The organism is Amycolatopsis sp. cmx-11-12 (genome assembly GCF_046269425.1).
Taxonomy (GTDB): domain Bacteria; phylum Actinomycetota; class Actinomycetes; order Mycobacteriales; family Pseudonocardiaceae; genus Amycolatopsis.
In genome coordinates, this window is record NZ_JADNQM010000002.1 from 287,197 (window position 1) to 312,892 (window position 25,696).

The window sequence follows — 25,696 nt, forward strand, 5'->3', positions numbered from 1 at the left end:
GTCAGCCACCTCCCGCACGCGCGAACTTGCTGCCCTGGTCCTGACGGTAGGGCGCGCCCTGCCATTCACCGAAGCCCAGCACCCGGCTCGGCTCGAAGGCCACGAAGTTCCACGGCCCGGAGTAGGTGTTGTCGTAGAGCCGGTTGCCCTGGGCGAAGGTGATCGCCTGCTGGACGACCTCACCCTTGTACGGCGACCACTCCGGGAACGTGCCGAAGTTTGCCAGCATCGCCATCCGCGCGCAGCTCTCTTCGCAGTTGGCGACAGCCGGGTCGAGCACGAACCGGTTGTGGTGGATCTCGACGCGCTGGGTCTTCCACCGGCAGTCCGCGTTCAGCGGACCCGTCGCGATCCCGGGCTGCGCGCATTTCGCCTGTTCGGGCACCAGCCGCGTGCAGGAGCCGGACGACGTGTTGGCCGGGCTGTTGCAGTACCGGTCGGAGTTCTCCCACAGGGTGACCCCGTTCCAGTTGTTCTCGAACGAGTTGCCGGAGATCTCCAGTTTGTCCGTGCGTGCCTTCACCCTCGGCTCGCCGCCGGACTCGGAGATGTAGATCGACGCCACCGGGAAGCTGTCGCCGCGGTCGATGTAGCCCTTGCCGTCCACCCAGTTGTTGCGGCGGATGGTGTTGCCGCTGATCACGGCGTTGTAGCTGGTCTCGTACATCAGGGCGGAGCCGTCGTTGTTCTCGATGACGTTGCCCTCGATGCGGAAGTCGTTGTTGTTCGTGTCGGCCCACAGCCCGACACCGCGGTTGTCGTGCACCCAGTTGCCCCGGATGTCGGCGCCGTCGACCGACCAGAACTTGATCCCGCCGGTGCAGCCGCAGCCGTCGATCTTGCTTTCCCAGTCACCGGTGTTGTTGCCGGTGATCTCGTTGCCCTCGACCACGAGACCGGTGATCTTGTTGCTCTGCGCGTACGCGTTCATCCCGTACTGCCCGTTGCGCCGCAGGCAGTTCCCCCGGACCTGCTGCCGCGCGCCCGCCATCAGCGCCGCGCCGTCGTTGTCCTGGACGGCGCTGTGCTCGATGACCCACCCGTCGGCAGAATCGTGGTTGACCACGCCCTCGTCGTGCGGTGCGGCGAAGCCCCGCACGGTCAGGTTCCGGATCTTGACGTCGGCGGCGTCGCCGGAGAAGGCGTACTGGTTGATCTTCCGGCCGTCGAGAACCGCTTGCGGGCCGCCGAGGTAGACGTTGCCCGCCTTCGGGTTGACCTGGTCGTAGCGGTCGTCGCCGAGTCTGTGCGTGCCTGGTGCCAGCCAGAACGTCGTCCCGGCCGGGCTCGACCGCGTCTTCGCGGCGAGGTCGCCCGGCACCGCCGGATCGATCTTCACCGCCCCCGCCGGCGCCTCCGCCGGACCCGGTGGCAACTTGTCGCACACCTGCGCTGTCGAACCGGACGGCACCTTCGCCGGATCCGGTCCTGGCCCGGCCTCGTCGGCCGGGGTGGTGCAGGAGACGAGCGCCAGCGGGCCGAGCAGCACCACTAGCGCTGCCCGGCGGAGACGATGCGGTCGTGCGGTCACAATGGGGGATCCTCGTTACCTGTGTCGAAGGTGAGCTGGGTGGACAACGTGCCCCCGGTTCCGGCTCCGAGCAACGTCCACGCGGGCTCGCGGCGGCCGAACCCGGCCGAGTACCAGCCGAGCGGCGGGCTGGTCTCGCCGCGATGCGCCGACCATCGTAATTCGGGCGGCAGTTCGAGCGAAGCCTTCCGCTCCTGGCCGTCGACCGTCCAGGACAGCGTCGCCGTCCCGCCGGAAAGCACGACCTCGACGGCGGGGCCGAAGTGGAACGCGAGACGGCATGGCTGTGCCTCACCGCCGCGGACCTCGTCCAGGATCCGCAGCGTCGAGTCCTCCAGCTCCACCGACCGCTGATGGACCACCGGTGCGTAGCCGTCGTGTTCGGCACTCCAGCGCGACGGCGTTCCGGCCGCGATCACGGTGGTGACGGCGTGTTTCGTCCACAGGAACGGGCCACCGGAGACGGACTGGTCAGTACCGCCGAGTTCGAGCGTGTTGTGCGCGGCCGTCGACCGGAAGTACGACCGCCACTTCGGTTCGCCGTGGTAGCAGTAGGTTCCGGGGTCGGCGAGGATGTCGACACCGTCGTGCCGGACCTCAACCGAGAGCGCGTCCGCGTGCGCGTGGGCGGCGATGGACAGGAAGCCGTGCGGCCCGCCGTCGCAGCGACACCAGATCTCGCCGTCACGCAGGATGGTCATCCCGGCGTCGGCGAAGTCGTCCCGACGCCGAACCGGACGCCGCGAATCGATCTGAATGTCCTTGGCCAGCGCGGAGAAGAGCGCCGTGCGGACCTCGCCGCCCGGCGCCTCCGGCCACCAGTCCAACCGTCCGAAAAGGACTGATCCGGTGTTGAGCAACGACGCCCAGCGACTGGTCTCGTCCCCGTCGACGATGAGCCCGAAGCCGTCGTCCGCGTCACCTTGCCGCGGCGGCCGCAGCCGATTGTCCACTATGGACGCCAGTGCGTCGGTCATCCGCAGCAGCACAAGCCAGGTCGACTCGGGCACCGCGACACCGGCGGCCTGCGCTTCCAGCGCCCCGGCAAGGCCCAACTCCAGGACGAGCCCGTGGTACTCGGTGGCGAGCTCACGGTTGATTCCGGAGTCGAAGGTGTTGTGCCGCAACATCTTGTCCAGCGAAGCCAGCGCCGTGTCCCGCCACTGGCCCGATTCCGGGAACCAGTCGAACGCGCAGGCGGCGGCGAGCTGTCCGGCGTCCTCGGCGATCACGTGGTTGTTCGCCGACGAACCCCGGCTCGGGAACGCGGCCAGCCAGCGCTGGTGATGCCAGATCTGGTTGAGCGCCACCGGGTTGTCCTCGAACAGCGCCGGGGCCTGCGCCCAGCCGCCGAGCAGCCGCCGGACCCACACCCACGACAGCAGCCGGATGCCGAGTTCGATCCCGCTGACCCAGTGCACCCCGCGCATCGGCGGGTTCGCCGCCCACCACGACTTCAGGTGCGCGGCGACGCGCTCGGCGTACCGGTCCTCGCCGGTCAGCGCGTACGCGGCGGCCAGCACGGTGAGGTGCTGGTGCCGCGACGGCTCCCAGATCTGCTTGATGTCGCCGACCGCGTCCTCGCTCCGATACGGGATGTCGAAGGAGTACACATCGGACGGTGCGCGGCGACCGGTCTTCGGGTCGTACGACCAATCCGGGTCGACGAGGTCGTCCCGCTCGACGCCGAAGTACTCGGCACGGCCGTCCATGAGCCGGTCCGCCTTGACGAGCAGATCCTTCACCACCTCACCGGAGACGGCGGCGAGCACCTCGTCACCGGGCACCGACGCGAACCGCCGGTCCGGCAGCCAGACCGCCTGCTCGCCCGCGACCCCGCGCCACTGGCGTTTGCGCACGACGTCGGTGACCCGGCCCGCGATCTCGGCAGGCCCCATCCGCGACAGTCTTCGCAGGTACCAGGACGGATCCATTAGCCCAGCCCCTCTGTGGTGATCCGCACCGGAGCACCGGTTTCGAGGCTGCGGTTGACCGCGAGCGTGGCCAGCGTCGTCGAAACGAGCGAGTCGACGGAGACCGGCATCGAGACCCCGGTCTTCAGCGCGTTGACGAACGCTTCGAGCTCGGCGGCCTGGCCCTTGTCGCGGCCCTTGGGGATGCGGGAGCTGGCCCACTTCTTGCGGCCGAACACCGAGGCGCGCGCGAAGTCGTCGAACTTCAGCACCTTCCCATCGGCGGTGACGTCGATCGTTTCCTTGGGGAACGCCGACGAACCGCTGGTGGTGTACGCGATCGACGCGGTCGAGCCGTCCGGGTAGCGCAACAGGATCTGGAGATCCTGGTGCCCCGGCGTCGCGGTGGCGTACACCGACACCGGGTCGGACCCGAGCAGCCAGCTGACCGTGTCGATGAAGTGACCGCCCTCGCCCGCGAACCGCGACCCCTCGCTGTCGGCCTGGTTGTACCAGCTGCCCGCGTCGAGCTGACCGGCGTTGACCAGGTACCGCACGGAAGCCGGGCCGATGCGCGGTCCGAAGTGGAGCACCGACTCGTTCAGCAGCGGGGCGAACCGGCGGTTGAAACCGACCTGCAGCCGGTCGTTGCCGGACTCCTCGATCGCGCCCAGCACGACTTCGAGTTCCTTCTCCGACAGCGCGAGGGGCTTCTCGACAAAGACGGCCTTGCCCGCGAGCAGCGCCCGCCGAGTCAGCTCGGCGTGCGAACTGTGCCGGGTCACGATGAACACGGCATCGATCGCGGAGTCTTCGAGCATCGCGTCGAGATCGGTGGTGGCGCGGGCGAAACCGAACTTGCGTTTGGCGTTCGCGCCCGAAAGCGCGGAGGTGGTGACGACCTCGGTGAGGTGGACGTGCTCCATCTCAGCCAGATGCGGCAGGAGCATGGAGGACGCGTAGTTGCCCGCGCCGATGAACCCGATCCGCACGCCACCGGCCTTCGGCGCCGCGCGAACGGTCGAGGGCTTCGGCACGGAAACCGAGGTGACCTGCTCGGTCGTTGCGGCGGCACGCTTCTCGTATTCGAACAGCACGGCGACGGCCTTGAGCTCGCCCTCGTTCAGCTTCCGGTACGTCTCGACGGCGTCGGAGAAGTCCGAGACGTGCGAGATCAGCGGCTCGACGTCGAGACGGCCGCTGCCCATCAGATCGACAACGCATTCGAGGTTCCGGCGCTCGGTCCAGCGGACCTGGCCGATCGGGTAGTCGCGGCCTTCGAGTTCGTACTCCGGGTCGTAGCGGCCGGGGCCGTACGAGCGGGAGAACCGGACGTCGAGTTCCTTTTCGTAGTAGGCGTTCCACGGCAGGTTCAGCGAACATTTGCCGATGTCGATCACCCGGCCGCGGTCGCGGCTCAGCTTCGCGGCCAGCTCCACCGGCTCGTTCGTGCTGCCGCCCGCGGCGAGGTACACCTGGTCGACACCGTGCCCGGCGCTGATCTCCGCGACCGCCGTGTCGATGACGCCGGATCCCGGGTCGCCGCAGTTGAGCGCGCCGAGCTGCTCGGCCAGCGCGCAGCGCGTCGGGTCCGGGTCGACGCCGAGGACGCGGACACCGGAGGCGACCAGCAGCTGCACGACCAGCTGGCCGATCAGGCCCAGCCCGATGACCAGCGCGATGTCACCGATCTGCGGTTCACCGCGGCGCACGCCCTGCATCGCGATCGAGCCGACCGTGCCGAACGCGGCGTGCCGCGGGTCGACGCCGTCGGGCACCCGGGAGTACAGGTTCTTGGGCACCCAGTTCAGTTCCGCGTGCAGCGCGTGCTCGTTCCCGGCGCACGCCACGAAATCCCCGACGGAGACGTCGTCGATGCCCGCGCCGACCTCCTCGACCACGCCGCACAGCGAGTACCCGAGCGGCGTGTACGAGTCGAGCTTGTTCATCGCCTTGCGGTAGGTGGCGCTCAGCCCGTTCGTCGCGACGCTCTGCATCACCTTCGCGACCTGATCCGGCCGCGCCTTCGCCTTGCCCACCAGGGAAAGACTCGCCTCGGACACCTTCATCATCTCGGTGCCGGTGGAGATCAGCGAATAGGCGGTGCGGACCAGCACACCCCCCGGTTTGCACGCGGGGATTTCGACGTCGAGGAGCGCCAGCTCCCCGCTCTTGTAGTTCTGCACTACCTGCTTCACGTCGCTCCTAGTGGGGGTAAGGCAAGGTGAGGGGTGGAGGCGGAGGTATCGCGCGGGTCGGGTGGGTCGTGAGTGGCGCACGAGCATGTCGCGAAAGCCACTTTCGGGACATCTGATGTCCCGAAAGTGGCTTTCGCGACACCGCCACTCACGACCCACCTGGCCGAGCTGAGGTAGATCGGGCCGCAAGGGCACCGCGATACCAGTATTCGAGGGTCAAGATGTGCCAGAGATGCTTGGACCGGTCCTGCTGCCCGGACGCGTCTTCGTCGACGAGCCGTTGCAGGGCCTCACGACGGAGGAACCCGGCCTTCACCAATTCGCCTTCGTTCGTCACCTCACGCACCAGTGGCGCGAGGTCGCGGCTCATCCAAGCCCGCAGCGGAGCGCTGAACAGCCCCTTCGGCCGGTGCACGATCTCGGCGGGAAGGATCGACAGCGCCGCTTCCTTGAGCGCCATTTTCCCTTGGCGTTTGACGATCTTCTTGTCACCGGGGATCCGGAACGCGGCCTTCACGACCTCGATGTCGACGAACGGCGTCCGCACCTCGGTGGACGCGGCCATGCTCGACCGGTCGGTGTAGGCGAGGTTGAGTCCCGGCAGGAACAGCCGGGAATCGGCGAGGCACATGCGGTTCACGAAGTCGGTCAACGTGTTGTCGTGATAGGTGTCCGCGTGCTCGGTGATCACGTCATCGACGGCGCCCGCGAGGTCCGGGTTCAGCAGCCCGACGAGCTCGGCCTGGTCGTACATCGTGTAGCTGCGCCGGAACGCGGTCTCCTCCGGCAGTTCCGCGAACGAGAGGAACCGCTTGGCGAACCGGACCGAGCGGAACCCGCGCTTCGACGTCGCCACCGGCAGTCTGTCCACAACGGACTCGATGGGACGGCGGACCAGCCCGGGAACCCGTTGGTACCGCACGGCGATCTTGTTCGCGAGATGCTTGCGGTACCCGGCGAACAGTTCGTCGGCACCCATGCCCGACAGCATCACCTTGACGCCGGCCTCACGGGCGGCGGTGCAGATCAGGTAGCTGTTGATCGCCGCCGGGTCGCCGATCGGCTCGTCGAGGTGGTAGGTCATCCGCGGCAGCAGGTCCAGCACCTGCGGCGCGATCTCGATCTCGTGCAGGTCGACCCCGAACTTCGCGGCGACCTTCTTCGCGTACATCAGGTCGTCCGGCATCGCCTCGAACTTCGCGTCCTCGGCCCGGAAACCGATGGTGTACGCGGAGATCCCTGGCTGCTCACGAGCGGCGATCGCGGTCAGGTAGCTGGAGTCGAGGCCGCCGGAGAGGAACGTCGCGACCGGCACGTCGGCCATCAGGTGCTTGCGCGTGGAGTCCTCGATGACGGCGTTGAGATCGAACTCGCCCTCGAAGGCCGCGCCTTCCTCGGCGACCTGGCGCAGCGACCAGAAGGTGCCGCGCTCGACGTCGCCGTTCGGCCGGAACCGCGCCCAACTGCCCGGCGGCAGCTTCTCAGCCTCGGTGAACGCGCACCTTCCGTCCGGAACCCAGTAGTAGAGCAGGGAAGCGACGAGCGCGGTGTCGTCGACGGTCAGCGAGCCACCGAGTTCCGCGGCCAGCGCCTTCAACTCCGACGCGAACGCGACGCCTTTGCCGCGGCGCACCAGGAACAGCGGTTTGATGCCCAGCTGGTCTCTCACCAAGGTCAAAGCGCCCGTGCGCTCGTCGAAGACACCGAACGCGAACATGCCGCGAAGCCGGTGCAAGCCCTCGGTGCCCCACTTGCGCCAGGCTTCCAGCAGGACCTCGGTGTCGGACGTCCCCCGGAAGCGCACGCCCGCCGCTTCGAGTTCCTTCCGCAGCTCCGGCGAGTTGTACAGCTCGCCGTTGTAGGTCAGCGCGAGGCCGTCCTTGACCATCGGCTGCGCGCCGGTCTCGGTCAGGTCGACGATCGACAGCCTTCGGTGTCCTAAATGGACTTCCCCGTCACCCGCCCGGTGGTCGTACCGCCCCGAACCGTCCGGCCCGCGGTGGGCGATGATCTTGGTGAGCCGATCGGTGAGCGGTCCCCCGTCCGGCCAGAAGTAGGCCCCTGCGATGCCGCACATCTACTTTCGCTCCCCTTACAAGGCTTCGGCGTTATCCGGTGACACAGGTGCGAATCGTTTCGTCGGCTGATCAGCGTTGCCGAGTTCCTTGGCACGTTTGTACGGGGTCGGATGCCGCCCGTTCTTCCGCTCTCTCGGGAACATCTCGACCGGCTTCGGCGAGACCTTCCGCTCCGGCACGGCACCGGCACGTCCCCGCAACGCGGTGTGCAGGCCGTCCCACAGCGTCCCGTCGGTGTGGTCGCGCGGATCGGGATCCACCACGACGACCCCGATGATCGGGATCCGCCGGTCGGCGAGCTGCCGCGCGACGGTGTGCAGCCATTCGGTGTTCGCGTACCCGGTCTGGACGACGAGGATCGTTTCCTTTCCGAGGAATTCGAGGTCGGTCCACGCCGTCCCCGGTTCGATCGACCCGACACCGATGCGGCGTTCCTTGCCCGCCATCGGCACGTCGCCGCGGTCCAGCACCTGGACCGGGCCTTCGCCTGCCAGCTCGCGGAGCTTCACCTTCGGCAGGTCGTCGACGAGCGAGACCGGCCCCTTCTCCGCCAGTTCGCGCGCCATGTCGACAGCGAGCGCGGCGGTGACCTCACGGGCGCCGAGGTCGAGCACCGACACCGAACCGCGCTCCTGGGAGACGGCCCGGACCAGGGTCACCGCGACCCGCTGCCGCCGGGTGGCCGCGCGCGAGGTCCGCAGGAACCGCGGCGGTTTCGGCAATTGCGCGATGACCGAGGCGCCGAGATGCCGAGAGATCTCGCGGCGCAGCACCGGCCGGTCCTTCACCACGCTCGCGACGGCGGCGAGCGCCAGTCCCGCGAGAAGTCCCAGCGCGAAGCCGATCCCGGCGTCGGTGGCGAGGGTCTTGAGAAGCGAATGCGGCAGGATCCGCGGCGCGTCCACGATCTGCGTCCCGGCGGCGACCTTCGGCGTGCCGATGCCCGCCTCCTGCGCGCGGCCGTCGTAGTCGGAGATCTTCGAGTTCAGCTCCGCCCGGCGCGAGTAGAACCGCTCCAGCTGGGCGGGATTGGCGTTACGGCCCTTTGCCTCTTCGGTGACGATCCCGCTTTCGATCGTGGTGAGCTCGTTCTGGGTCTGGTTTCGCTGGTCCAGCAAGGCTTTCTGGGTCGCCGCCGCGGCCGCCTGGTTGCGGGCGATGTACTCGGTGATGAAGGCGTCGGAAATCGCCTGCGCGCGGGCCAGCGCCTCGTCCGCGCTCTTCCCCTTGACCGTCAGCTGGAGGACGTTGTTCGTCAGGCCCAGCCCTTCGTAGTCCTTGAGGAACTCCTCCGGCGCCTGGATGCTGTTCAGCTTCTTGAGCGCCTCGTTGGCGATCTTCGTCGTCTGGAGCACGGCGACGTCGGTCCGCATCAGCGTCCCGCTGTCGGTCGGCGAGTCGTCGGGGTGGATGACCAGGATCTGCGCCACCGCGGTGGGCGGCGACGGCAGGAACAACGCGACGAGCCCGCCGGCGATCAACCCCACCAGCGCGGTGGCCAGCCACAGTCGACGGCGTCTGCGTACCGAGACGACCAGTCGCTGAAGGTCGACGAGCGGCTCTGACTTCGCTTTTTCGGCGCTGGTCACGCTGTACCTGCCAGTGCTTCGTGGTGGGAACGAGTGGGGGCGCCGGGTCGGGTGCGGGTCGGCCGGACCGGGCGGGTCAGCACGGCACCCACCACGGCGAGACCGGCGTCGGCGCAGGCTTCGGCGATGCCGACCAGCTCCCAGGCGGGCCGGGAACCGAGGCTTGTCACGACGAGAACCCCTTCGACAGCGGAGTTTTCGGTGTCTTCGATGACGGGTCGCACCGGGGACACCGTCGCAGGAGTGAACCACCGGTCGGCGAGACCGGCGATCCGCCGGGCGGCGGCCTGCCCGGCGTGGTCGCCGTCGGCGGTCAACACGAGCAGCCGCCGGTGCGGGAGCCGGGAAATCAGGCGCCGGTACTGGACGTCGGAGTCGATCTCGTCGGCGAACACGTCGACCCGCGGGGTGTTCCACGGCTTGTCGTCACGGAGGAGCTTGGCCCGCAAACCGGTCCCGGCGGGCTGCTCGTCCACGACGTCGAAGGTCGCCAGCACCGGGCCGCCGAGCGCCGCGCCGATCTCCTCCTCGTCCCGCAGCCGCCGGTCGGTACGCGCGGTGAAGAGGTGCCCGAACAGGCCGATGAGGAAGAACAACGCCGCGCCGCCGAGCGCGAGCTGCGGCAGCGTGGGGGCCGCGGCCGCGGACGGCAGCTCGGCCGAGCCCAGTACGACCATGTTGCCGAGACCGCTGGCGGTGTCGGCCGCGTTCAGGCTGGACATCGCCGACTCGATCGACGAGCGCAGGCCTTGCAGTTCGGTGCGGAGCTGGACGCTCTCCACGGTCGTCTTGCCTTCGTTGACCTTCGCGGAGAGTTCGCTGATCCGCTGGTTCGTCTGCGCGACCTGCTGGCGCAACGTCTCGCGACGCTCCTGCGCCAGCTGCACCGCGGCGTCCCCGGAACCGGCGATGATCTGCGTGGAGTACTTCACGAACTCCTGCGCGAGCTGGTCCGCCATCCGCTGCGTCTGTTCGGCGGTGTCCCCGGTGGTCTCGATGGTGATCACATTGCCCTGTGCGACCGAAGTGGCCACCTTGTCCCGCAGATCGGCGCCGGTCTCGCCGTCCCCGAGAACGGCGGCGGCCCGGTCGAGGACGACCGAGCTGGTCGCCACCTCGGCCTGGGTGAGCAGTTCGTCCGCCTCGCGTGGGCCTTGGAGCAGCACGCTGGACGTGGTCCGGTAGCCGGGGGAAAGGATCACCGACGATCCCGCGCCGACCAGGGCACCGAGGACGGCGAGGACCACCAAGGTCCGCCATCGTCCGCGCAGAACCTGCCCGATCATGGACAGGCGCACCGTATCGTCAGTCAAACCGGGATCTCCCATCGGTGCGTTGTTCGTGCGGCATCAATCCCGTCGGCTTGATCGCGGCGTTGGTTACAGGATTGCCCGAGTCTTGTTCAAAACGCGACCGGGAAGTCGATCAACGGACCGCGGCGGCATAGGCCGCGAGCAGGGCTTTCTGGGAGTTCTCCCAAGAGAGCGGACCGGCGACGCGCGCCCGCCCCAGCTCACCCATCTCCGCCCGCTGTTCCGGCGAGTCGAGCAGATGCGCGATCAACTTCGCGAACTCCGGCTCGTCGTTCGCCGGCGCGTACAGCGCGGCCTCCCCGGCCGAGACCCGAGCCTCCCGCAGTTCGAAGGAGACGATCGGGCGGCTCATCGCCATGTACTCCATGATCTTGTTCATGGTCGACACGTCGTTGAGCGGGTTCAGGGGATCCGGCGACAGGCAGACGTCGGCCGAGGACAGGTAGCGCAGGAGATCTTCGTCGGAGATCCGGCCGGTGAACTCGACCTGGTCGTCGAGCTTGAGTTCCTTGGACAACGCCACCATCGCGTCGAAGGCGTCACCGGAACCGATGAACACGGCGTGCCAGTCGGTGCGGCCGACCTCGTCACGCAGCGAAGCGAGCGCGCGCAACGCGTAGTCGACGCCGTCCTGCGGGCCCATCACGCCGAGGTACGCCAGCAGATGCGGCTTGCCCTTCTTCAGCTCGGGCTCGGCCGGGATCAGATGGAAGCGCTCGACCTTCGGCGCGCTGCGCACGACGAAGACGTCGTCCGGCGACTTGCCGCCGCGTTTCACGGCGACGTCCTTGTAGCTCTCGTTGGTCGCGATGACGACGTTCGCCGTCTTGTAGGTGCGGCGTTCCAGCGCGCAGACCGCGCGGTAGAGGAAGTCCTCACCGCGGTCGAACCGCGAGAGGTACAGCTCGGGGCAGAGGTCGTGCTGGTCGAAGATGAACTTCGCGCCCTGGCGCTTGAGGTACAGCGCGACCAGGAACAGCAGGTCCGGCGGGTTGCAGGCGTGCACGACGTCGATTTTTCCGCCTCGGCCGACCTTGCGGGCGAGCCGGAGCGTATGCCACAGCGCGGAGCCGTACTCCTGGACGTACCCGGCCGGACCACCGGTGGCGGCCTTCAGCGGGTACCGCAGGATGTGGACGCCGTCGATGGTGACTTCGGCCTCGGTGTCCCGCTTCGTCCCTTGTGGACAGATGACGTGGACTTCCCAGCCCGCGTCGCGAAGTGTCTGGCACTCCTGCCAGACACGGCGATCGAAGGGGACGGAAAGGTTCTCGACGAGGATGAGAGCTTTACCAGGCAAGGCCGACATATCCCTCTTCAGTCCGGCGCCGGTCGGCGTCGGGTACGCGGACGAGATCGATGATGGTGTGGCCGCCGCCCGCCGGGAGCGCCGCGAGGACGTCCGGGTCGGTGCAGCCGATGAGGCAGACCTCGGCGTGGTCGATGACCTCGTCGACGGAGCCGGCCAACAGCTGGCCGAGATGCGGCAGCCTGCCCTCGATGTACTCGCGGTTCGCGCCCATCAGCCGCGAAAGGCTGACGTTGGCGTCGTAGATGCGGAGGTCGTAACCCTTGCCGAGCAGGCGCTCCGCCAGCTCGACGAGCGGGCTCTCGCGGAGGTCGTCGGTGCCGGGCTTGAAGGACAGGCCGAACAGCCCGACCTTGCGTTTGCCGGTGCGCGCGACCAGGTCGAAGGCACGCTGGAGGTGTTCGTCATTGGACGGCAGCACATGCGACAGGATCGGGACGGCGACGTCCGCGCGGTGCGCGGCGTAGACCAGGCCACGCAGATCCTTGGGGAGGCACGAGCCGCCGAAGGCGAACCCGGGGCGGAGGTAGGCGGGGCTGATGTTGAGCTTGCGGTCGGCGAGGAAGACGTCGATCACCTGGTGCGAATCGAGCCCCAGGGCACGGCAGATCGCGCCGAGCTCGTTCGCGAAGCCGATCTTGAGCCCGTGGAAGGAGTTGTCGGCGTACTTCGTCATCTCGGCGACGGGGATCGCGACGCGGAAGACCTCGCCGGGAAGCCCTTCGTAGAGCGCCGCCACGACGTCGCCGCTGGCCGCGTCGAGTTCGCCGATGACGGTCTTGGGCGGGTCGTAGAAGTCCTTGACACTGCTGCCCTCGCGCAGGAACTCGGGGTTCACCGCGACACCGAAGTCGACACCTGCGGTGAGGCCGGACGACTTCTCGAGGATGGGGACCAGCAGGTCCAGGCAGGTGCCCGGCAACATGGTGCTGCGGAAGACGACGGTGTGCCTCGCCGTCTTGGCCTTGAGCGCTTCACCGATCTCCTCGGCCACGCGCTCCAGGAACGCCGTCGACAGGCTGCCGTTCGGCGCGGACGGGGTACCGACACAGATCAGGGAGACTTCGCTGTCCGCGATCGCCTGTCTGACGTCGGTGGTGGCTCTCAGTTTGCCTTTGGCGACCACCTCGGCGGTGAGTTCGCCGATGCGCTCCTCCACCACCGGCGCCTTGCCGCTGGAGATGAGGTCGATCTTCACCGGGTTCACGTCGACCCCGACGACCTCGTGCCCGCGCCCGGCAAGGCACGCCGCCGACACACAACCGACGTAACCGAGCCCGAACACACTGATCTTCATGACGAATTCCTCCAGCCGCGTTCCGCTGACCGTTGGTCGGCTGACGGACCGGGTTCGTTACCGCTGCCGGAGAAGTCGCCTGCTTTTGGCGGAATGCCTGTGCGGCAAGGGAATTACTCATCGTTCGAGGACCCCGAAACGCTACACGCGAGGCGTAAGGGTTTCGTCTCGATCTCCTATACACGCCCAAGACGCCCTCGCGGTTGCCTTTCGGTAACGCCGGAATGTTCCGTACTGGTCAATCGGACGACGCGGCTTTTAGGTTTGTTTCGTCAACGACGAGCACTTGGGGGAACATCGATGCGCAGAACCCTGCCCAGACGGTCTGTCCGCGCCGTCAGCGCGCTGACCTTGGCCTTCACCCTCACCGGAGCGATGGCCGCGGTACCCGCGTACGCCGATCCCGGCCCGAACCTCAAGATCACGGCGGCCGTGCCGGAAGGGCGCTGGCTCCGCGGCGACCACATCCCGATCGACCTCACGATCACCAACATCGGCGATGCCAAGGCGACCGAGGTCAGAGCCACGGGAAGTACCTATTCCGGCCCCTACTACGGCTTCGACCCGAACACGTGGGGCGACCTGGACACGAACGGCCCCGGAACCTCCTTCGAGGCGGGCGAGAGCCGGACCTATCGCGTGACCGGTTACATCTGGGGCGCCGAGGCGGGCAACCCCGTGGTGAGGATCGACTTGAGCGCCCCGGCCGACACCGACTACTCGGACAACAGCGCCGACGTCCCGGTGAACCCGATTCCGCCGGAGACCACCGAACGTGTCGCCGGGCAGGTCTACGGGGACAAGAACCGCGACGGCGTGCTTACCCCCGGCGAGGAACTGGCCGGGCTCACGGCACGGGTCGGCGGCCCCGGGCTGCCGCAGGAACTGTCGGTGGTCACCGACGCCGCGGGGCGATTCTCCTTCGACGCGGTCCCGGTCGGGACCATCCGGGTGCTGGGCTTCCGGTACGACCCGGCAGGCTGGCTGTTTCCGGAGGGCGACGTGATGCGCCTGGACGGCAGCGGCAAGTACCAGAACGTGAGCGTCCAAGGCCGCCAGCCGCTCGAAAAGGACCTTCAGGCGAAGATCGAATTCGACAAGGCGCGCTATGCGCCCGGAGAGACGGCCAAGGCGACGGTCACTCTCACGAACAGCGGCGCGTCCCCGCTTTCCGGTCTCTACGCGACCTGCAAGGACCCCCAAGGTACTGATATCGACCTGAAGATCCCGCAGGAGCAGTGGGGCGCCTTCGGTCCCGCACAGGCGGGCACGCTGGCCGCGGGAGAGCGACTGGCCCTCACCTTGACCGGCCAGGTGCCCGAGAAGGCGCAATACTTCGGCAAGACCGTCCTCGACTGCAACTTCAACGGCAAGACCTACCTGCGGGGCCCGTGGGTGTCGGCCGAAGCCAAGGTACCTGGCAAGCGCGCCGATTCCCGAGGACTGGCCTGGGTCGACAAGGACCACGACTACCGGCCGGACGACGGTGAAGGCCTGCCGAACACCACCGTCACTTTGTCCACAAAGGACAACAAGCTGGTCTCGCTCGCCAAGACCGACGCCAAGGGATTCGTGACCTTCCCCAATGTCGCCGTCGGCGAATACGTGTTCCGCGTCGTGGGCCCCTGGAAGGCGGTCGACAACTCGACCGTCCACCACGTCGCCCCGCCGTACGGCTGGGAGTGGTGGGTGCAGCTCGAGCCTCGCTGACCGTGTCTTGAGCGGTGCCGGAAGTACATGAAGGCCCCCTTCCTTGCGCTAGGCGCAAGGAAGGGGGCCTTCATGTACTCGGGCATTCCTGGCGCTGTTACCCCTGGACGAACTTCGCCGCCAGCCCCTCCCCGACCGAGGTCGACTTCCCGTGGTCCTCGATCGGCGACACCTTCGAGTTCTTGAAGCAGATGTAGGTCACGCCCGAGTCGACGCCGCCGTTCTTCGGGTCCGGGTTGATGCCCAGCGATTTCGCGGCCGCGTAGGAGGCCTCGCCGATGATGTCCTTCGGGCCGGTGTCACCGATGACGGTGTAGAGCACCTTGTTGTTGTAGATCACCGCGCACGAACCGGCGCCCTTGAGGCCGGCTTTCTCGAAGTTCCACGTGCTGCTGATACTCGGCACGACGACGTAGGGCGTCTGGTCGGCGATCAGCGCCTTGCCGTCGGAGCGCGGGTACGCGGTGCCGTCCTGGAACCACGGGTCGGTGTTCTTGTTGCACCGCGCGGTCGGCTGTCCGTCGCAGTCGATGTCCATGTCGGCCTTCCAGAACACGGCACTCCCAGCGTCGCAGACCGCGATGGTCCGGCCGGTTTCGTCGTCGGTCTTGTACTTGCCGTTCGAGATCTGCTTGCAGCTGGTGGTCTTCGCGAGCAACTGCTGCGCGGTCGGGCCCGCCTGGAGCGAAACGCCTTCCGAAGGGGCGGCCGTGGCCGCCGCCGCGGGGGCCAGTCCCGCGGCCACCACCATCGCCGAGAACAGGAGCAGTTTCCGCATACCGAGCACCCCTTAGTTAATAAGGCTTCTTATCGAGGGTCCTCAGAATGCCGCCGACAATGACCGTTCTCAAGAGTCGGCGGGGTGTTGTTTTCCCACTACGCAACGAAAAACGGTCAAAAGCGGACAAGCCTGGAGACTCGGGCCATCAGTCGTCCCGCTCGGCGGTACAGGCCGTCCCGGTCACCGAGCACGCCGTCGATCCACTCCTGGTCGACGTCGTACCGGACCTTGGTCCGCGGCCGCAGCAGGCCGTCGCGTGACGCCGCGCCGCCTTCCGTGGTGTAGATCCTCGTCGCGCCGGAACGCCGGAGCCTGCTGAGCACTCGCCGGTCGTAGGCGCCGAACGGCGGCACGTACGCGCGGACCGGCTTCCCGCTCAAGTCGGCGAGCAGCTTCGGCGCGACTTCGAGTTCGCGCCGGGCGTGCCTGCCGTCGAGCCGCCGCCAGTCGCGGTGCTCCCAGCCGTGCGAGCCGATCGACATCCCCGCCTCGACCAGTTCGCGAAGGCCGTCGGCGTCGACGAAGCCCCGCTGGCCGATGCGGCCGGCCAGCGGGAAGAACTCCGCCGTGAGATCGCGCTCGACCAGTCGCGGCAGCGCGATCTCGACGTCGGAGGAGTTGCCGTCGTCGAAGGTGAGCCCGACGTCTTCACATCCGGTCACCGCGTCGAGCACCCGCTCGAACTGCTCGACCGTCACCCATGTTTCGTTTTCGCCCGGGTCCAGCGCGCGCACGGGCCTGCCCACGCCGCCGATCGCCAGGATCACCATCCGCACCTCATTATTCGGGGACCGAGTGTTTCCCGATTAATCGCATTGGCGAATGGAGTAGTTACATGATCGCGCAAGGTGTCCACGAACGGATTACTTGCGGATCTCCAGGGTGCAGCACTTCGGGCCGCCGCCCGCTTTCCTGAGCTCGGAGATGTCGACGAAGACGACCTCGTAGCCGCGTTCGGTCAGCCGCGACGCCAAACCGGTCGCTTCGACCGGCAGGACGACGTTGCGGCCGTCGGACACCCCGTTCAGCCCAAAGCATTCCGCGTCGGCCCGGTCCGCGATTACCGCGTCGGGGAACATCCGCTCCAGCACCTTCCTGGACCCGGCCGAGAACGCCGCCGGGTAGTAGGCGATCTGGGCGGGCGCGGTGTCGGTGGCCTCGGCGAGCACGAACAGCGCGGTGTCGAGGTGGTAGTAGCTCGGGTCGATCAGCCGCAGCGAGACGACCGGGACGCCGAGGACCTCCTGCGCTTCGGCGTGCGCGGCCGGGTCGGTCCGGAAGCCGGTGCCGGCGAGCAGGACCTTTCCGGTCCAGGCGAAGTCGCCTTCGGCCTCGTTGATCTTCTCCGGCATGGTGATGTCGCGGTAGCCGTGCTCGACGAACCAGCGGCGGAAGTGCTCGGCCTCGGCGGTGCGCTGCGGGGCGCGGAACCGGGAGCCGAGGACACGGCCGTCGACGACGGTGCCGGAGTTCGCGGCGAACACCATGTCGGGCAGGCCGGGCTGGGCGTCGATCTCCTCGACGGTGTGGCCGAGGCGTCGGTAGGTGTCACGGAGTTCGGTCCATTGCGCCATCGCGGTGTCGACGCTGACCGGGACGGACGGGTCCATCCACGGGTTGATGACGTAATCCACCGCGAAGTACCGCGGCGGGCACATGAGGTAGCGGCGCGTCGTGGGCACACGGGGCTGCTCTAGTACCGGCATACACGAAGGGTAAGGCTTACCTAATTCCGCAATCAATCGCTGTTCGCTGCGCATATACCTGCTAAACATTGCGTGTGAACACCATCGACCAGCGAATCGTTTCATGTCTGATGGCCAACGCGAGGTCCAGCTACGCCGACATCGGGAAAGTCGTCGGCCTGTCCGCGCCCGCGGTGAAGAGGCGGGTCGACAGACTGCTCGAAACCGGGGTCCTGCGCGGCTTCACCGCGGTCGTCGACCCGGAGGCGCTGGGCTGGGGCACCGAAGCCTTCGTCGAGATGACCTGCAACGGCAACATCACCCCGGCCCGGATCCGCGCCAGGCTGGAGCCGTTGCCGGAGGTCGTCGCGGCCTACACGGTGTCCGGCGCGGCCGACGCCATCGTCCACCTGCGCGCTTCGGACATCCACCATCTGGAGACCGCGCTGGAGCGGCTGCGCGGGCTGGAGATCGTCGACCGCACGGTCTCCACCGTCGTCCTTTCCCGGTTGTTAGAACGCCCGCCGACCCCCGAGGCATGACACCCTCGACCGCGTGACCGATCAGATCCACTCCAGCCATGACGGCGGCGTCGCCGTGCTCACCATCGACGCGCCCGCGACCCGCAACGCCCTGACCCTCACCCTGTCCGCCCAGCTGGCCGAGGCCGTCGCGAGCGCCGAAGCCGACGAGAGCGTCCACGCACTGGTCATCACCGGCGCGCCACCGGCCTTTTGCGCGGGCGCGGACCTCGACACGCTCGCCGGCGCGCGGGAGGACGGGCTCCGCGCCGTCTACGACGGTTTCCTCTCGGTGGCCCGGTGTTCCCTGCCGACCATCGCGGCGGTCGGCGGGGCGGCCGTGGGGGCCGGACTGAACCTCGCGCTCGCCGCGGACGTCCGCATCGTGGGACCGAAGGCGAAGTTCGTGGCCAGATTTCTCGACTTGGGCATCCACCCCGGCGGCGGGATGACCTGGATGATCCAACGGCTCGTGGGCCCGCAGAAGGCCGCGGCGATGACACTCTTCGGAGAAATCGTCGGCGCCGAAGCCGCTGTCGAAGCCGGACTCGCGCTCCGCCTCGTCGAAGGAGATCTGGTCGAGGCGGCCCGTGAGCTGGCACGACCCGCCGTCGACGCGCCTCGCGACGTCCTTCTGGCGACGAAGCGCACGCTTCGGCACACCGCTTCACTGACCGACCATTCGGCCGCCGTCGACGCCGAGATCGCGCCGCAGCTGACGTCGCTCACCGGACCCGCTTTCACCGAACGTCTCGGCAGGCTCAAAGCAAGAATCAGCGGCCAGTGACCATTCCTCGAGCAGACTTCACTACGCTGCAAGGAGATACGGCTCACAATCGAGTCGCGTCGTTAACCGTTACCATCGGTAACACTTAAACCGGAAAACCCCCGCTCAGCGACGAGCTCAGGACACTCGAGAAGTAGGTCAAGGCCGCACTTGCGGGCAACCTGGGAAGTGTCACGAGGACTAACCTCGGGACAGGACACCTGTGACCTGGCCGACATCGCCGGGCGAGGCGTCGGATACCCGGCATCGCCGGGACCGCGCACGTCGGGAGAGAGGGATTCCCTGACCTATGAGCACGAGTGCGAACGGCAACGGCTCCTTGTCGGCCGTCCGGCCCACCGAGGTCGCCAAGCTGGACCGGGTGGTCATCCGGTTCGCCGGCGATTCCGGTGACGGCATGCAGCTGACGGGAGACAGGTTCACCTCGGAGGCCGCGGCCTTCGGCAACGACCTGTCCACCATGCCGAACTTCCCCGCGGAGATCCGCGCGCCACAGGGAACCATCCCAGGCGTCTCGAGCTTCCAGGTGCACTTCGCCGACTACGACATCCTGACGCCGGGCGACCGGCCGGACGTCCTGGTCGCGATGAACCCCGCCGCGCTGAAGGCGAACCTCGCCGATGTTCCGTCAGGCGGGACGATCATCCTGAACACCGACGAGTTCACGAAGCGGAACCTGGTCAAGGTCGGCTTCGAGAAGGATCCCCTCGACGACGACACCCTTTCGGCCTATCAAGTCCACCGGGTGGCGATGTCGACGTTGACCAGAGGCGCGCTCGAAGAGACCGGACTGTCCAAAAAGGACGCCGAACGCGCGAAGAACATGTTCGCGCTCGGGCTGCTCTCCTGGATGTACCACCGGCCGACCGAGGGCACCGAACGGTTCCTGCGCGAGAAGTTCGCCAAGAAGTCCGCCATCGCCGAGGCCAACATCCTGGCCTTCCGCGCCGGCTGGAACTACGGCGAGACGACGGAGTCGTTCGCGACGACGTACGAGGTCGCGCCCGCGAAGCTGAACCAGGGCACGTACCGCCAGATCACCGGGAACACCGCGCTGGCGTACGGGCTGGTCGCCGCCGGGCAGCAGTCCGGCCTGCGGATCCTGCTGGGCACGTACCCGATCACCCCGGCGTCGGACATCCTCCACGAGCTGTCCAAGCACAAGAACTACGGCATCCTCACCTTCCAGGCCGAGGACGAGATCGCCGGCATCGGCGCGGCGCTCGGCGCCTCCTACGGCGGTGCGCTGGGCGTCACCTCGACGTCCGGTCCCGGTGTCGCGCTGAAGTCCGAAGCCATCGGCCTCGCGGTGATGACCGAGCTGCCGCTGGTCGTGGTCGACGTCCAGCGCGGCGGCCCGTCGACCGGGCTGCCGACCAAGACCGAGCAGGCCGACCTGCTGCAGGCGATGTTCGGCCGCAACGGCGAGTCCCCGGTCCCGATCGTCGCGCCGCTGTCCCCCGCGGACTGCTTCGACGCGGCGCTGGAGGCCACCCGGATCGCGCTGAAGTACCGGACGCCGGTCTTCCTGCTGTCGGACGGCGCGATCGCGAACGGCTCCGAGCCGTGGCTGATCCCGGACGTCGGGACGCTGCCGGATCTGCGCGTGGAATTCGCCACCGAGCCGAATGCCGAGGACGATTCCGGGGAATTCTGGCCGTATGTACGCGACCCCGAAACCCTCGCCCGCGCGTGGGCGGTGCCGGGCGCGGCCGGTCTGCAGCACCGCATCGGCGGGCTGGAGAAGGCCGACAAGACCGGCCACATCTCCTACGACCCGGACAACCACGAGAAGATGGTCCGCCTGCGGCAGGCCAAGATCGACGGCATCGACGTCCCGGACCTCGTCGTCGACGACCCGAGCGGCGGCAAGGCACGTGTCCTGGCACTCGGCTGGGGCTCGTCCTACGGGCCCATCGGTGCCGCGTGCCGCCGCGTCCGCAAGGAGGGCATGCCGATCGCGCAGGCGCATCTTCGGCACCTCAACCCGTTCCCGGGGAACCTCGGTGACGTACTCCGTTCGTACGACACCGTGGTCGTCCCTGAAATGAACCTCGGCCAGCTCTCGATGCTCCTGAGGGCGAAGTACCTCGTGGACGTGAAGTCGTATACGAAGGTCGCCGGGCTGCCCTTCAAGGCAGAGGAGCTGCAAGGCGTGTTCACGGAGATCATCACCAGTACGGAGGCGGCGAAGTGACCGCGATTGACCTGGGGATTCCTACTCTCGGCGGCTTGGATCTCGTTCCGGCCGAAATCGAACCGCAGAAGGCGAAGGACTACAAGTCGGACCAAGAGGTCCGCTGGTGTCCCGGCTGCGGTGACTACGTCGTGCTCAACGCCGTGCAGTCTTTTCTGCCGACGCTGGGCCTCAAGCGCGAGAACATCGTGTTCATCTCGGGCATCGGGTGCTCGTCCCGGTTCCCGTACTACCTCAACACCTACGGCATGCACTCGATCCACGGCCGTGCGCCGTCGATCGCGACCGGCCTCGCGACCGCACGGCCGGACCTGTCGGTGTGGGTCGTCACCGGTGACGGCGACGCGCTGTCCATCGGCGGCAACCACCTGATCCACGCGTTGCGGCGCAACGTGAACATCAAGATCCTGCTGTTCAACAACCGGGTCTACGGCCTCACCAAGGGCCAGTACTCGCCGACGTCCGGGCCGGGCATGGTCACCAAGTCCACCCCGATGGGCTCGGTCGACACCCCGTTCAACCCACTCTCGCTGGCGATCGGCGCCGAAGCGTCGTTCGTGGGCCGCGCGCTCGACTCCGACCGCAAGGGCCTCACCGAGGTGCTGGAGGCCGCCGCGAAGCACCGCGGTTCGGCGCTGGTGGAGATCTACCAGAACTGCCCGATCTTCAACGACGGCGCGTTCGACGTCCTCAAGGACAAGGACGAAGCCGCGAACCGGCTCATCCCGCTGCGGAGCGGCGAGCCGATCAAGTTCGGCCCGCAGGGCGAGTACGGCGTCACGCGCGGCGGATGGGGCGGACTGGAGGTCGGGAAGGTCGCGAACATCGGCGAGGAGAACCTCGTCGTGCACGACCCGACGATCCAGGACACGGCCTACGCGTTCGCGCTGTCGCGGCTCGGCGACCAGAACCTGAACCACGTGCCGACCGGCATCCTGCGGCAGGTCTCGCGGCCGACCTACGACGACCAGGCACGTGCCCAGGTCGAGGAGGCCCAGGCCGCTCGCAAGCCCGATCTGCAGGGGCTGCTTCGCGGCAAGGACACCTGGACGGTCGTCAGCTAGCTCTCGAGTGCAATGAAGGGGCCTTTCATAGCAAATTTTGCTATGAAAGGCCCCTTCATTGCATCTCTCAGCTGAGGGGACGGAAACCCACGCGCTCCGCATCCGAGGCGGACCGGAACCACACCTCGGCGACCATCTTCGGGAACTGAGGCGAGTCCTCGGTGCAGTACCGCAGGGCCGTCACGCTGGCCTTGACCGCGAAGTCGTCGGCGGGGCGGCCGCCGCCCGGCCTCGGCATCGCCGAACCGGGACCGAACGGGCCGGGCGGGACGGACTCGGTCACCGGAGCGGCGACCTGCCGCGCGGGCGGGGGTTCCGGCGCGGGCATCGCGTCACCAGGCTGGACGGCGGGCTCGAACAGCGAGCCGCTCTGCCCACCGGACAGGTCCGGCTCGCGGCGCTCGATCGCCCGCATCGACGGCTGGATCGGCTGCGGCGGCTCGAAACCGCCGCGCACGGCGCCTCCACCTCCTCGCGGTGTGCGCTTGGGCAGCACCTGGGTGGCTTCGGCGGGCGTCTCGGGCTCCGAGCCGAGGAGGCCGGCCTGCGCTTCTTCGTCGGAACCGAAGGCGTACGCGGGCGGGTCTTGCAGCTCCTCTTCCCGCTCGAACCAGTTGGTCTCGACGGGCGCCTGCTCCGTCTCGACGCGCGACGCGGGGCTGAACAACGAGACCGGCTCCGGCTGCGTCTCGACACCTTCGGGGTCGAGCTGCATCTCCAGGCGGGACCGGTACGGCCCTTCGCCCGGCAGGATCGGCGGGGCCGGCTCGGGCTCCGGTTCCGGCTCGACGTCCAGCTGCGACGCGGGCTGGAGGTACTCGGTCGCCGCCGCGGCGTACGGGTTCGCCGGCTCGGGCTCGGGTTCCGGTTCCAGCTGGGCGGCCGGGATGAACTGCGTCCGCTCGGCCGCGGACTCCGGCTCAGGCTCCAAGTCCGTCTCGGGCGCGGTGCGGTACTCGGCCTCGTTGTCGGCCTCGTACACATCTTCGGGCTCGAAGGTCTGCGTCGCGGCAGGAGTGGGCTCCGGCTCCGGCCTCGGCTTCTCGGCGAAGTCCTCGTGGACGTCCTGAGCGGGCTCCGGAGTCTGCTGCTCATCGACGACAGGTTCGGACCACAGCTGCGCGGGCTCTTGCTCGGCGAGCGTCTCGGGGTACGCGGGCTTCGGCACTTGCGGCTCTTCGGCGGCCGCGAACTCCTCGTCCAGCTCGTCGTGCGACGGCTTCGTGAAGTACGCGGTCCCGCCCGCGGCGACCGCGGCCCCCGCGCCGAGGCTCACCCCGGCGGGCAACCGGGACTTCTCGGCGTGCGCGGTGGCCAGCGAGCCTTCCAGCTCACGGATGCGCTTGCGCGCGGGAAGCACCAGTACCAGCCAGGTGAGCAGCGCGCCGACGACGAACGCCAGCAGACTCCACAGCCAAACCTGTCCGAAAATGGACATCTAACCTGCCCCTTGTTAATGCGTTCGCGCGACCAGGTAGTCGGCGACCGATTCGCAGGCGTCCCGGGCCGGCGACGCGGGCAGCGCCGCGAGCTCGGCACGCGCCCGACGAGCGTAGTCGGAAAGAGTTTCGCGTGCGCGTTCGAGTCCGGACGAGGCCCGCAGCAGGTCCAGGGCCTCGGCGACGAGCTTGTCGTCCGAAATCGGGCCCGAAAGCAGCTCGACCAGGCGCGGGTCGGTGGCCGGGTCGGCCAGCGCGTACAGCATCGGGAGCGTGCGGACACCTTCGCGCAGGTCCGTGCCCTGCGCCTTGCCGAGCTCGTCCGAGGCCGACGCGATGTCGATGACGTCGTCGGAGATCTGGAACGCCGTGCCGATGATGTCGCCGAAGCGGCGAAGCGCGTCGATGTACTCCTCGGGGGCACCGGACATCATCCCGCCGAAACGGCCGGAAGTGGCGATCAGCGAACCGGTCTTCTGCGCGATCACCGTGAGGTAGTGCTCGACCGCGTCGTCACCGTCGGCCGGGCCGACCGTCTCGCGCATCTGGCCGGTGACCAGCTCGCCGAAGGTCTCCGCGATGATCCGGGCCGCGTCGGTGCCGAGGTCCGCGACCAGCCGTGAGGCGTGCGCGAACAGGAAGTCGCCGGTCAGGATCGCGATGGTGTTGTCCCAGCGGGCGTTGACGCTCTCCGCGCCGCGGCGCATCGTCGCCTCGTCCATCACGTCGTCGTGGTACAGCGTCGCGAGGTGCACCAGCTCGACCGCCGCGGCCGCGGTGACCACCTGGTCGCCCTGCTTCGGCCCGAACTGCGAGGACAGCAGGGTGAACAGCGGACGGAAACGTTTGCCCCCGGCCTCGACCAGGTGCGAAGCGGCGTCTTCGACGGCCTTGACGTCACTGCGGACGACCTCGCGAAGGAGGGTCTCGACGTCGGCGAGACCGGTCGCGAGGGTGCGCAGGAGCTGTTCGTCGGCGATCTGGAGCCCCACGGACGCGCGCAGGTCCTCGATGGCACCACCTGGGGCAGGTGAAGACACAGACACGTCGGCTCCGCTCTCTTTGACACCGGTTCGGGATTGCTTCCAGCGTAGTGGCTACCCACTCGGGCCTGTTGACGTGCTGTCCAGGGGAAACGGTGACGAATATGACACCCCCGCCGAGTATCCTGCTGCTCATCGCACGAACTGGGGAAAAAGCATGACGACACCGGATGATTCCGGCGAAAGACCGGCGTGGGCGCCTCCCGCCGAAGACCATCGGGAGCAGCGTTCGACGGTGTGGATCACCGTCGTCCTGTTCGCCGTGTTCATGGCGGTGATGCTGGTCGTGGCCGCACTGGTGGTGGGTGGCGTGAAGCAGTCGAGGGCGGGCTCCGTCCAGACTCGCCAGCCGACCATCTCGGCTCCTTCCACGTCCTCCGTCGCACGGCCGCCCGTGCCGATCCGCAAGTACGAGACGGCGGACAATCCTCTTGTCGCTCCCGGCGTGACAGTGCCGAAGGTGACCTGCGAGCTGCCGAGACTCGGTCGCGCGAAGGAGAAACTGGAGTCGTTCTACCTGGCTCTCCTCCCTTGTCTGGAGCGGGCGTGGCATCCCGCCCTGACCCAGGTCGACGAGCCGCGGATCCCGGTCAAGGTCGACACCGACGACGTCAAGACCACTCCCTGCGGCGCTCCTCCGCCCGCCGCGGAGGCCATGGGCTTCTACTGCTCCGAGGGCGCGACGATCTTCGTCCCGCTGCCGAGGCAGCTCGAATACGGCGGCCCCGACCTGCTGACGCAGCTGTTCCTGCTCGCCCACGAGTACGGGCACCACGTCCAAGAACAGTCCGGCATCATGTCGAAGCACGACGCGCTCTACCGCGAGGCCGGCGGCGACCAGACGAAGATCCTCGAGCTGAGCAGGCGGCTCGAACTCCAGGCCGACTGCTTCAGCACGCTGTTCCTGGCCAACGCCGCCGGCCGCGGCTCGATCAGCGCCAAGTTGCTCGCCCCGCTCAAACAAGCCGGGTTCGAGGCCTCGGACAGCGAAACCCACGGTTCGGCGAAGAACGCCGCGTTGTGGCAGAAGCGCGGCTTCAACGCGAAGGACACTTCGGCGTGCAACACCTTCGCTGCTCCGGCGAACGAGGTCTCCTGAAGCGCGTCCCGAAACCCGGCGACCGCTGCCGAAGCCAAGTAGCACACCACGCTCACTGTGATACTTTTACCGCTTCTAATATCATAACCAGCGGGCTGGGAGAGGTAAGTATCAATGCGGACCGCAGCTGTTTCAGAACGCC

19 protein-coding genes are annotated in these 25,696 nt (G+C 67.9%); 6 read left to right on the forward strand and 13 right to left on the reverse strand.

The genetic code is table 11. The features are described from left to right. Position 1: 1 nt before the first annotated feature. The 8 genes from ACLARN_RS03825 to ACLARN_RS03860 form a co-directional block, all read right to left on the reverse strand. Positions 2–1,531: a right-handed parallel beta-helix repeat-containing protein gene (locus ACLARN_RS03825; RefSeq protein WP_409489874.1), complete on the reverse strand. Its 1,530-nt coding sequence runs from the start codon at positions 1,529–1,531 to the stop codon at positions 2–4. Next, complete coding sequence (locus tag ACLARN_RS03830) at positions 1,528–3,465, reverse strand: alginate lyase family protein (protein ID WP_409489875.1); 1,938 nt, start codon at positions 3,463–3,465, stop codon at positions 1,528–1,530. Before ACLARN_RS03830 ends, ACLARN_RS03825 begins: the two co-directional genes overlap by 4 nt. Continuing rightward, positions 3,465–5,642: a bi-domain-containing oxidoreductase gene (locus ACLARN_RS03835; protein ID WP_409489876.1), complete on the reverse strand. Its 2,178-nt coding sequence runs from the start codon at positions 5,640–5,642 to the stop codon at positions 3,465–3,467. Before ACLARN_RS03835 ends, ACLARN_RS03830 begins: the two co-directional genes overlap by 1 nt. 148 nt (positions 5,643–5,790) lie before the next feature. Next, positions 5,791–7,719: an asparagine synthase (glutamine-hydrolyzing) gene (gene asnB / locus ACLARN_RS03840; protein ID WP_409489877.1), complete on the reverse strand. Its 1,929-nt coding sequence runs from the start codon at positions 7,717–7,719 to the stop codon at positions 5,791–5,793. Between the two features lie 15 nt (positions 7,720–7,734). Then, complete coding sequence (locus tag ACLARN_RS03845) at positions 7,735–9,309, reverse strand: Wzz/FepE/Etk N-terminal domain-containing protein (protein ID WP_409489878.1); 1,575 nt, start codon at positions 9,307–9,309, stop codon at positions 7,735–7,737. After that, positions 9,306–10,595 (reverse strand): exopolysaccharide biosynthesis protein, encoded by a 1,290-nt coding sequence (locus ACLARN_RS03850; protein WP_409490014.1) that lies wholly within the window; start codon positions 10,593–10,595, stop codon positions 9,306–9,308. The genes ACLARN_RS03845 and ACLARN_RS03850 overlap by 4 nt, the downstream gene beginning before the upstream one ends. A 139-nt stretch (positions 10,596–10,734) precedes the next feature. Then, complete coding sequence (locus ACLARN_RS03855; protein WP_409489879.1) at positions 10,735–11,931, reverse strand: glycosyltransferase family 4 protein; 1,197 nt, start codon at positions 11,929–11,931, stop codon at positions 10,735–10,737. Continuing rightward, positions 11,912–13,228: a nucleotide sugar dehydrogenase gene (locus ACLARN_RS03860; RefSeq protein ID WP_409489880.1), complete on the reverse strand. Its 1,317-nt coding sequence runs from the start codon at positions 13,226–13,228 to the stop codon at positions 11,912–11,914. Before ACLARN_RS03860 ends, ACLARN_RS03855 begins: the two co-directional genes overlap by 20 nt. 300 nt (positions 13,229–13,528) lie before the next feature. Here ACLARN_RS03860 and ACLARN_RS03865 point away from each other — a divergent pair, with 300 nt between their 5' ends. After that, the gene (locus ACLARN_RS03865) at positions 13,529–14,938 is read left to right on the forward strand and encodes a hypothetical protein (RefSeq protein ID WP_409489881.1); all 1,410 of its coding nucleotides are present in this window, start codon (positions 13,529–13,531) and stop codon (positions 14,936–14,938) included. A 97-nt stretch (positions 14,939–15,035) separates the two neighbouring features. Here the strand turns inward: ACLARN_RS03865 and ACLARN_RS03870 are convergent, their stop codons facing one another. From ACLARN_RS03870 to ddaH, 3 genes are all read right to left on the reverse strand, one after another. Further along, positions 15,036–15,716, reverse strand: a complete 681-nt coding sequence (locus ACLARN_RS03870; protein WP_409489882.1) for a glycoside hydrolase family 75 protein — start codon at positions 15,714–15,716, stop codon at positions 15,036–15,038. Between the two features lie 116 nt (positions 15,717–15,832). Then, positions 15,833–16,489: a polysaccharide deacetylase family protein gene (locus tag ACLARN_RS03875; RefSeq protein ID WP_409489883.1), complete on the reverse strand. Its 657-nt coding sequence runs from the start codon at positions 16,487–16,489 to the stop codon at positions 15,833–15,835. Between the two features lie 93 nt (positions 16,490–16,582). Continuing rightward, positions 16,583–17,425, reverse strand: a complete 843-nt coding sequence (gene ddaH / locus ACLARN_RS03880) for a dimethylargininase (protein ID WP_409489884.1) — start codon at positions 17,423–17,425, stop codon at positions 16,583–16,585. A gap of 74 nt (positions 17,426–17,499) precedes the next feature. Between ddaH and ACLARN_RS03885 the strand changes: the two genes are divergently transcribed. From ACLARN_RS03885 to ACLARN_RS03900, 4 genes are all read left to right on the forward strand, one after another. After that, entirely contained in the window at positions 17,500–17,946 is a 447-nt protein-coding gene (locus ACLARN_RS03885) for an Lrp/AsnC family transcriptional regulator (RefSeq protein ID WP_005151923.1), read from the forward strand. A gap of 13 nt (positions 17,947–17,959) precedes the next feature. Next, entirely contained in the window at positions 17,960–18,712 is a 753-nt protein-coding gene (locus ACLARN_RS03890) for an enoyl-CoA hydratase (RefSeq protein WP_409489885.1), read from the forward strand. 289 nt (positions 18,713–19,001) lie between these two features. Continuing rightward, the gene (locus ACLARN_RS03895) at positions 19,002–20,909 is read left to right on the forward strand and encodes a 2-oxoacid:acceptor oxidoreductase subunit alpha (protein WP_409489886.1); all 1,908 of its coding nucleotides are present in this window, start codon (positions 19,002–19,004) and stop codon (positions 20,907–20,909) included. Then, positions 20,906–21,973, forward strand: coding sequence for a 2-oxoacid:ferredoxin oxidoreductase subunit beta (locus ACLARN_RS03900; protein WP_409489887.1), 1,068 nt, complete (start codon positions 20,906–20,908; stop codon positions 21,971–21,973). Before ACLARN_RS03895 ends, ACLARN_RS03900 begins: the two co-directional genes overlap by 4 nt. Positions 21,974–22,040: 67 nt before the next feature. Here ACLARN_RS03900 and ACLARN_RS03905 read toward each other — a convergent pair whose 3' ends face one another. Both ACLARN_RS03905 and ACLARN_RS03910 read right to left on the reverse strand, forming a co-directional pair. Further along, positions 22,041–23,411: a hypothetical protein gene (locus ACLARN_RS03905; RefSeq protein WP_409489888.1), complete on the reverse strand. Its 1,371-nt coding sequence runs from the start codon at positions 23,409–23,411 to the stop codon at positions 22,041–22,043. A gap of 15 nt (positions 23,412–23,426) precedes the next feature. Then, a complete protein-coding gene (locus ACLARN_RS03910; protein WP_409490015.1) occupies positions 23,427–24,452 on the reverse strand; it encodes a polyprenyl synthetase family protein in 1,026 nt (341 codons plus the stop codon). A gap of 160 nt (positions 24,453–24,612) precedes the next feature. Between ACLARN_RS03910 and ACLARN_RS03915 the strand changes: the two genes are divergently transcribed. Further along, positions 24,613–25,554, forward strand: coding sequence for a neutral zinc metallopeptidase (locus ACLARN_RS03915; RefSeq protein WP_409489889.1), 942 nt, complete (start codon positions 24,613–24,615; stop codon positions 25,552–25,554). The last annotated feature ends 142 nt before the right edge of the window (positions 25,555–25,696 follow it).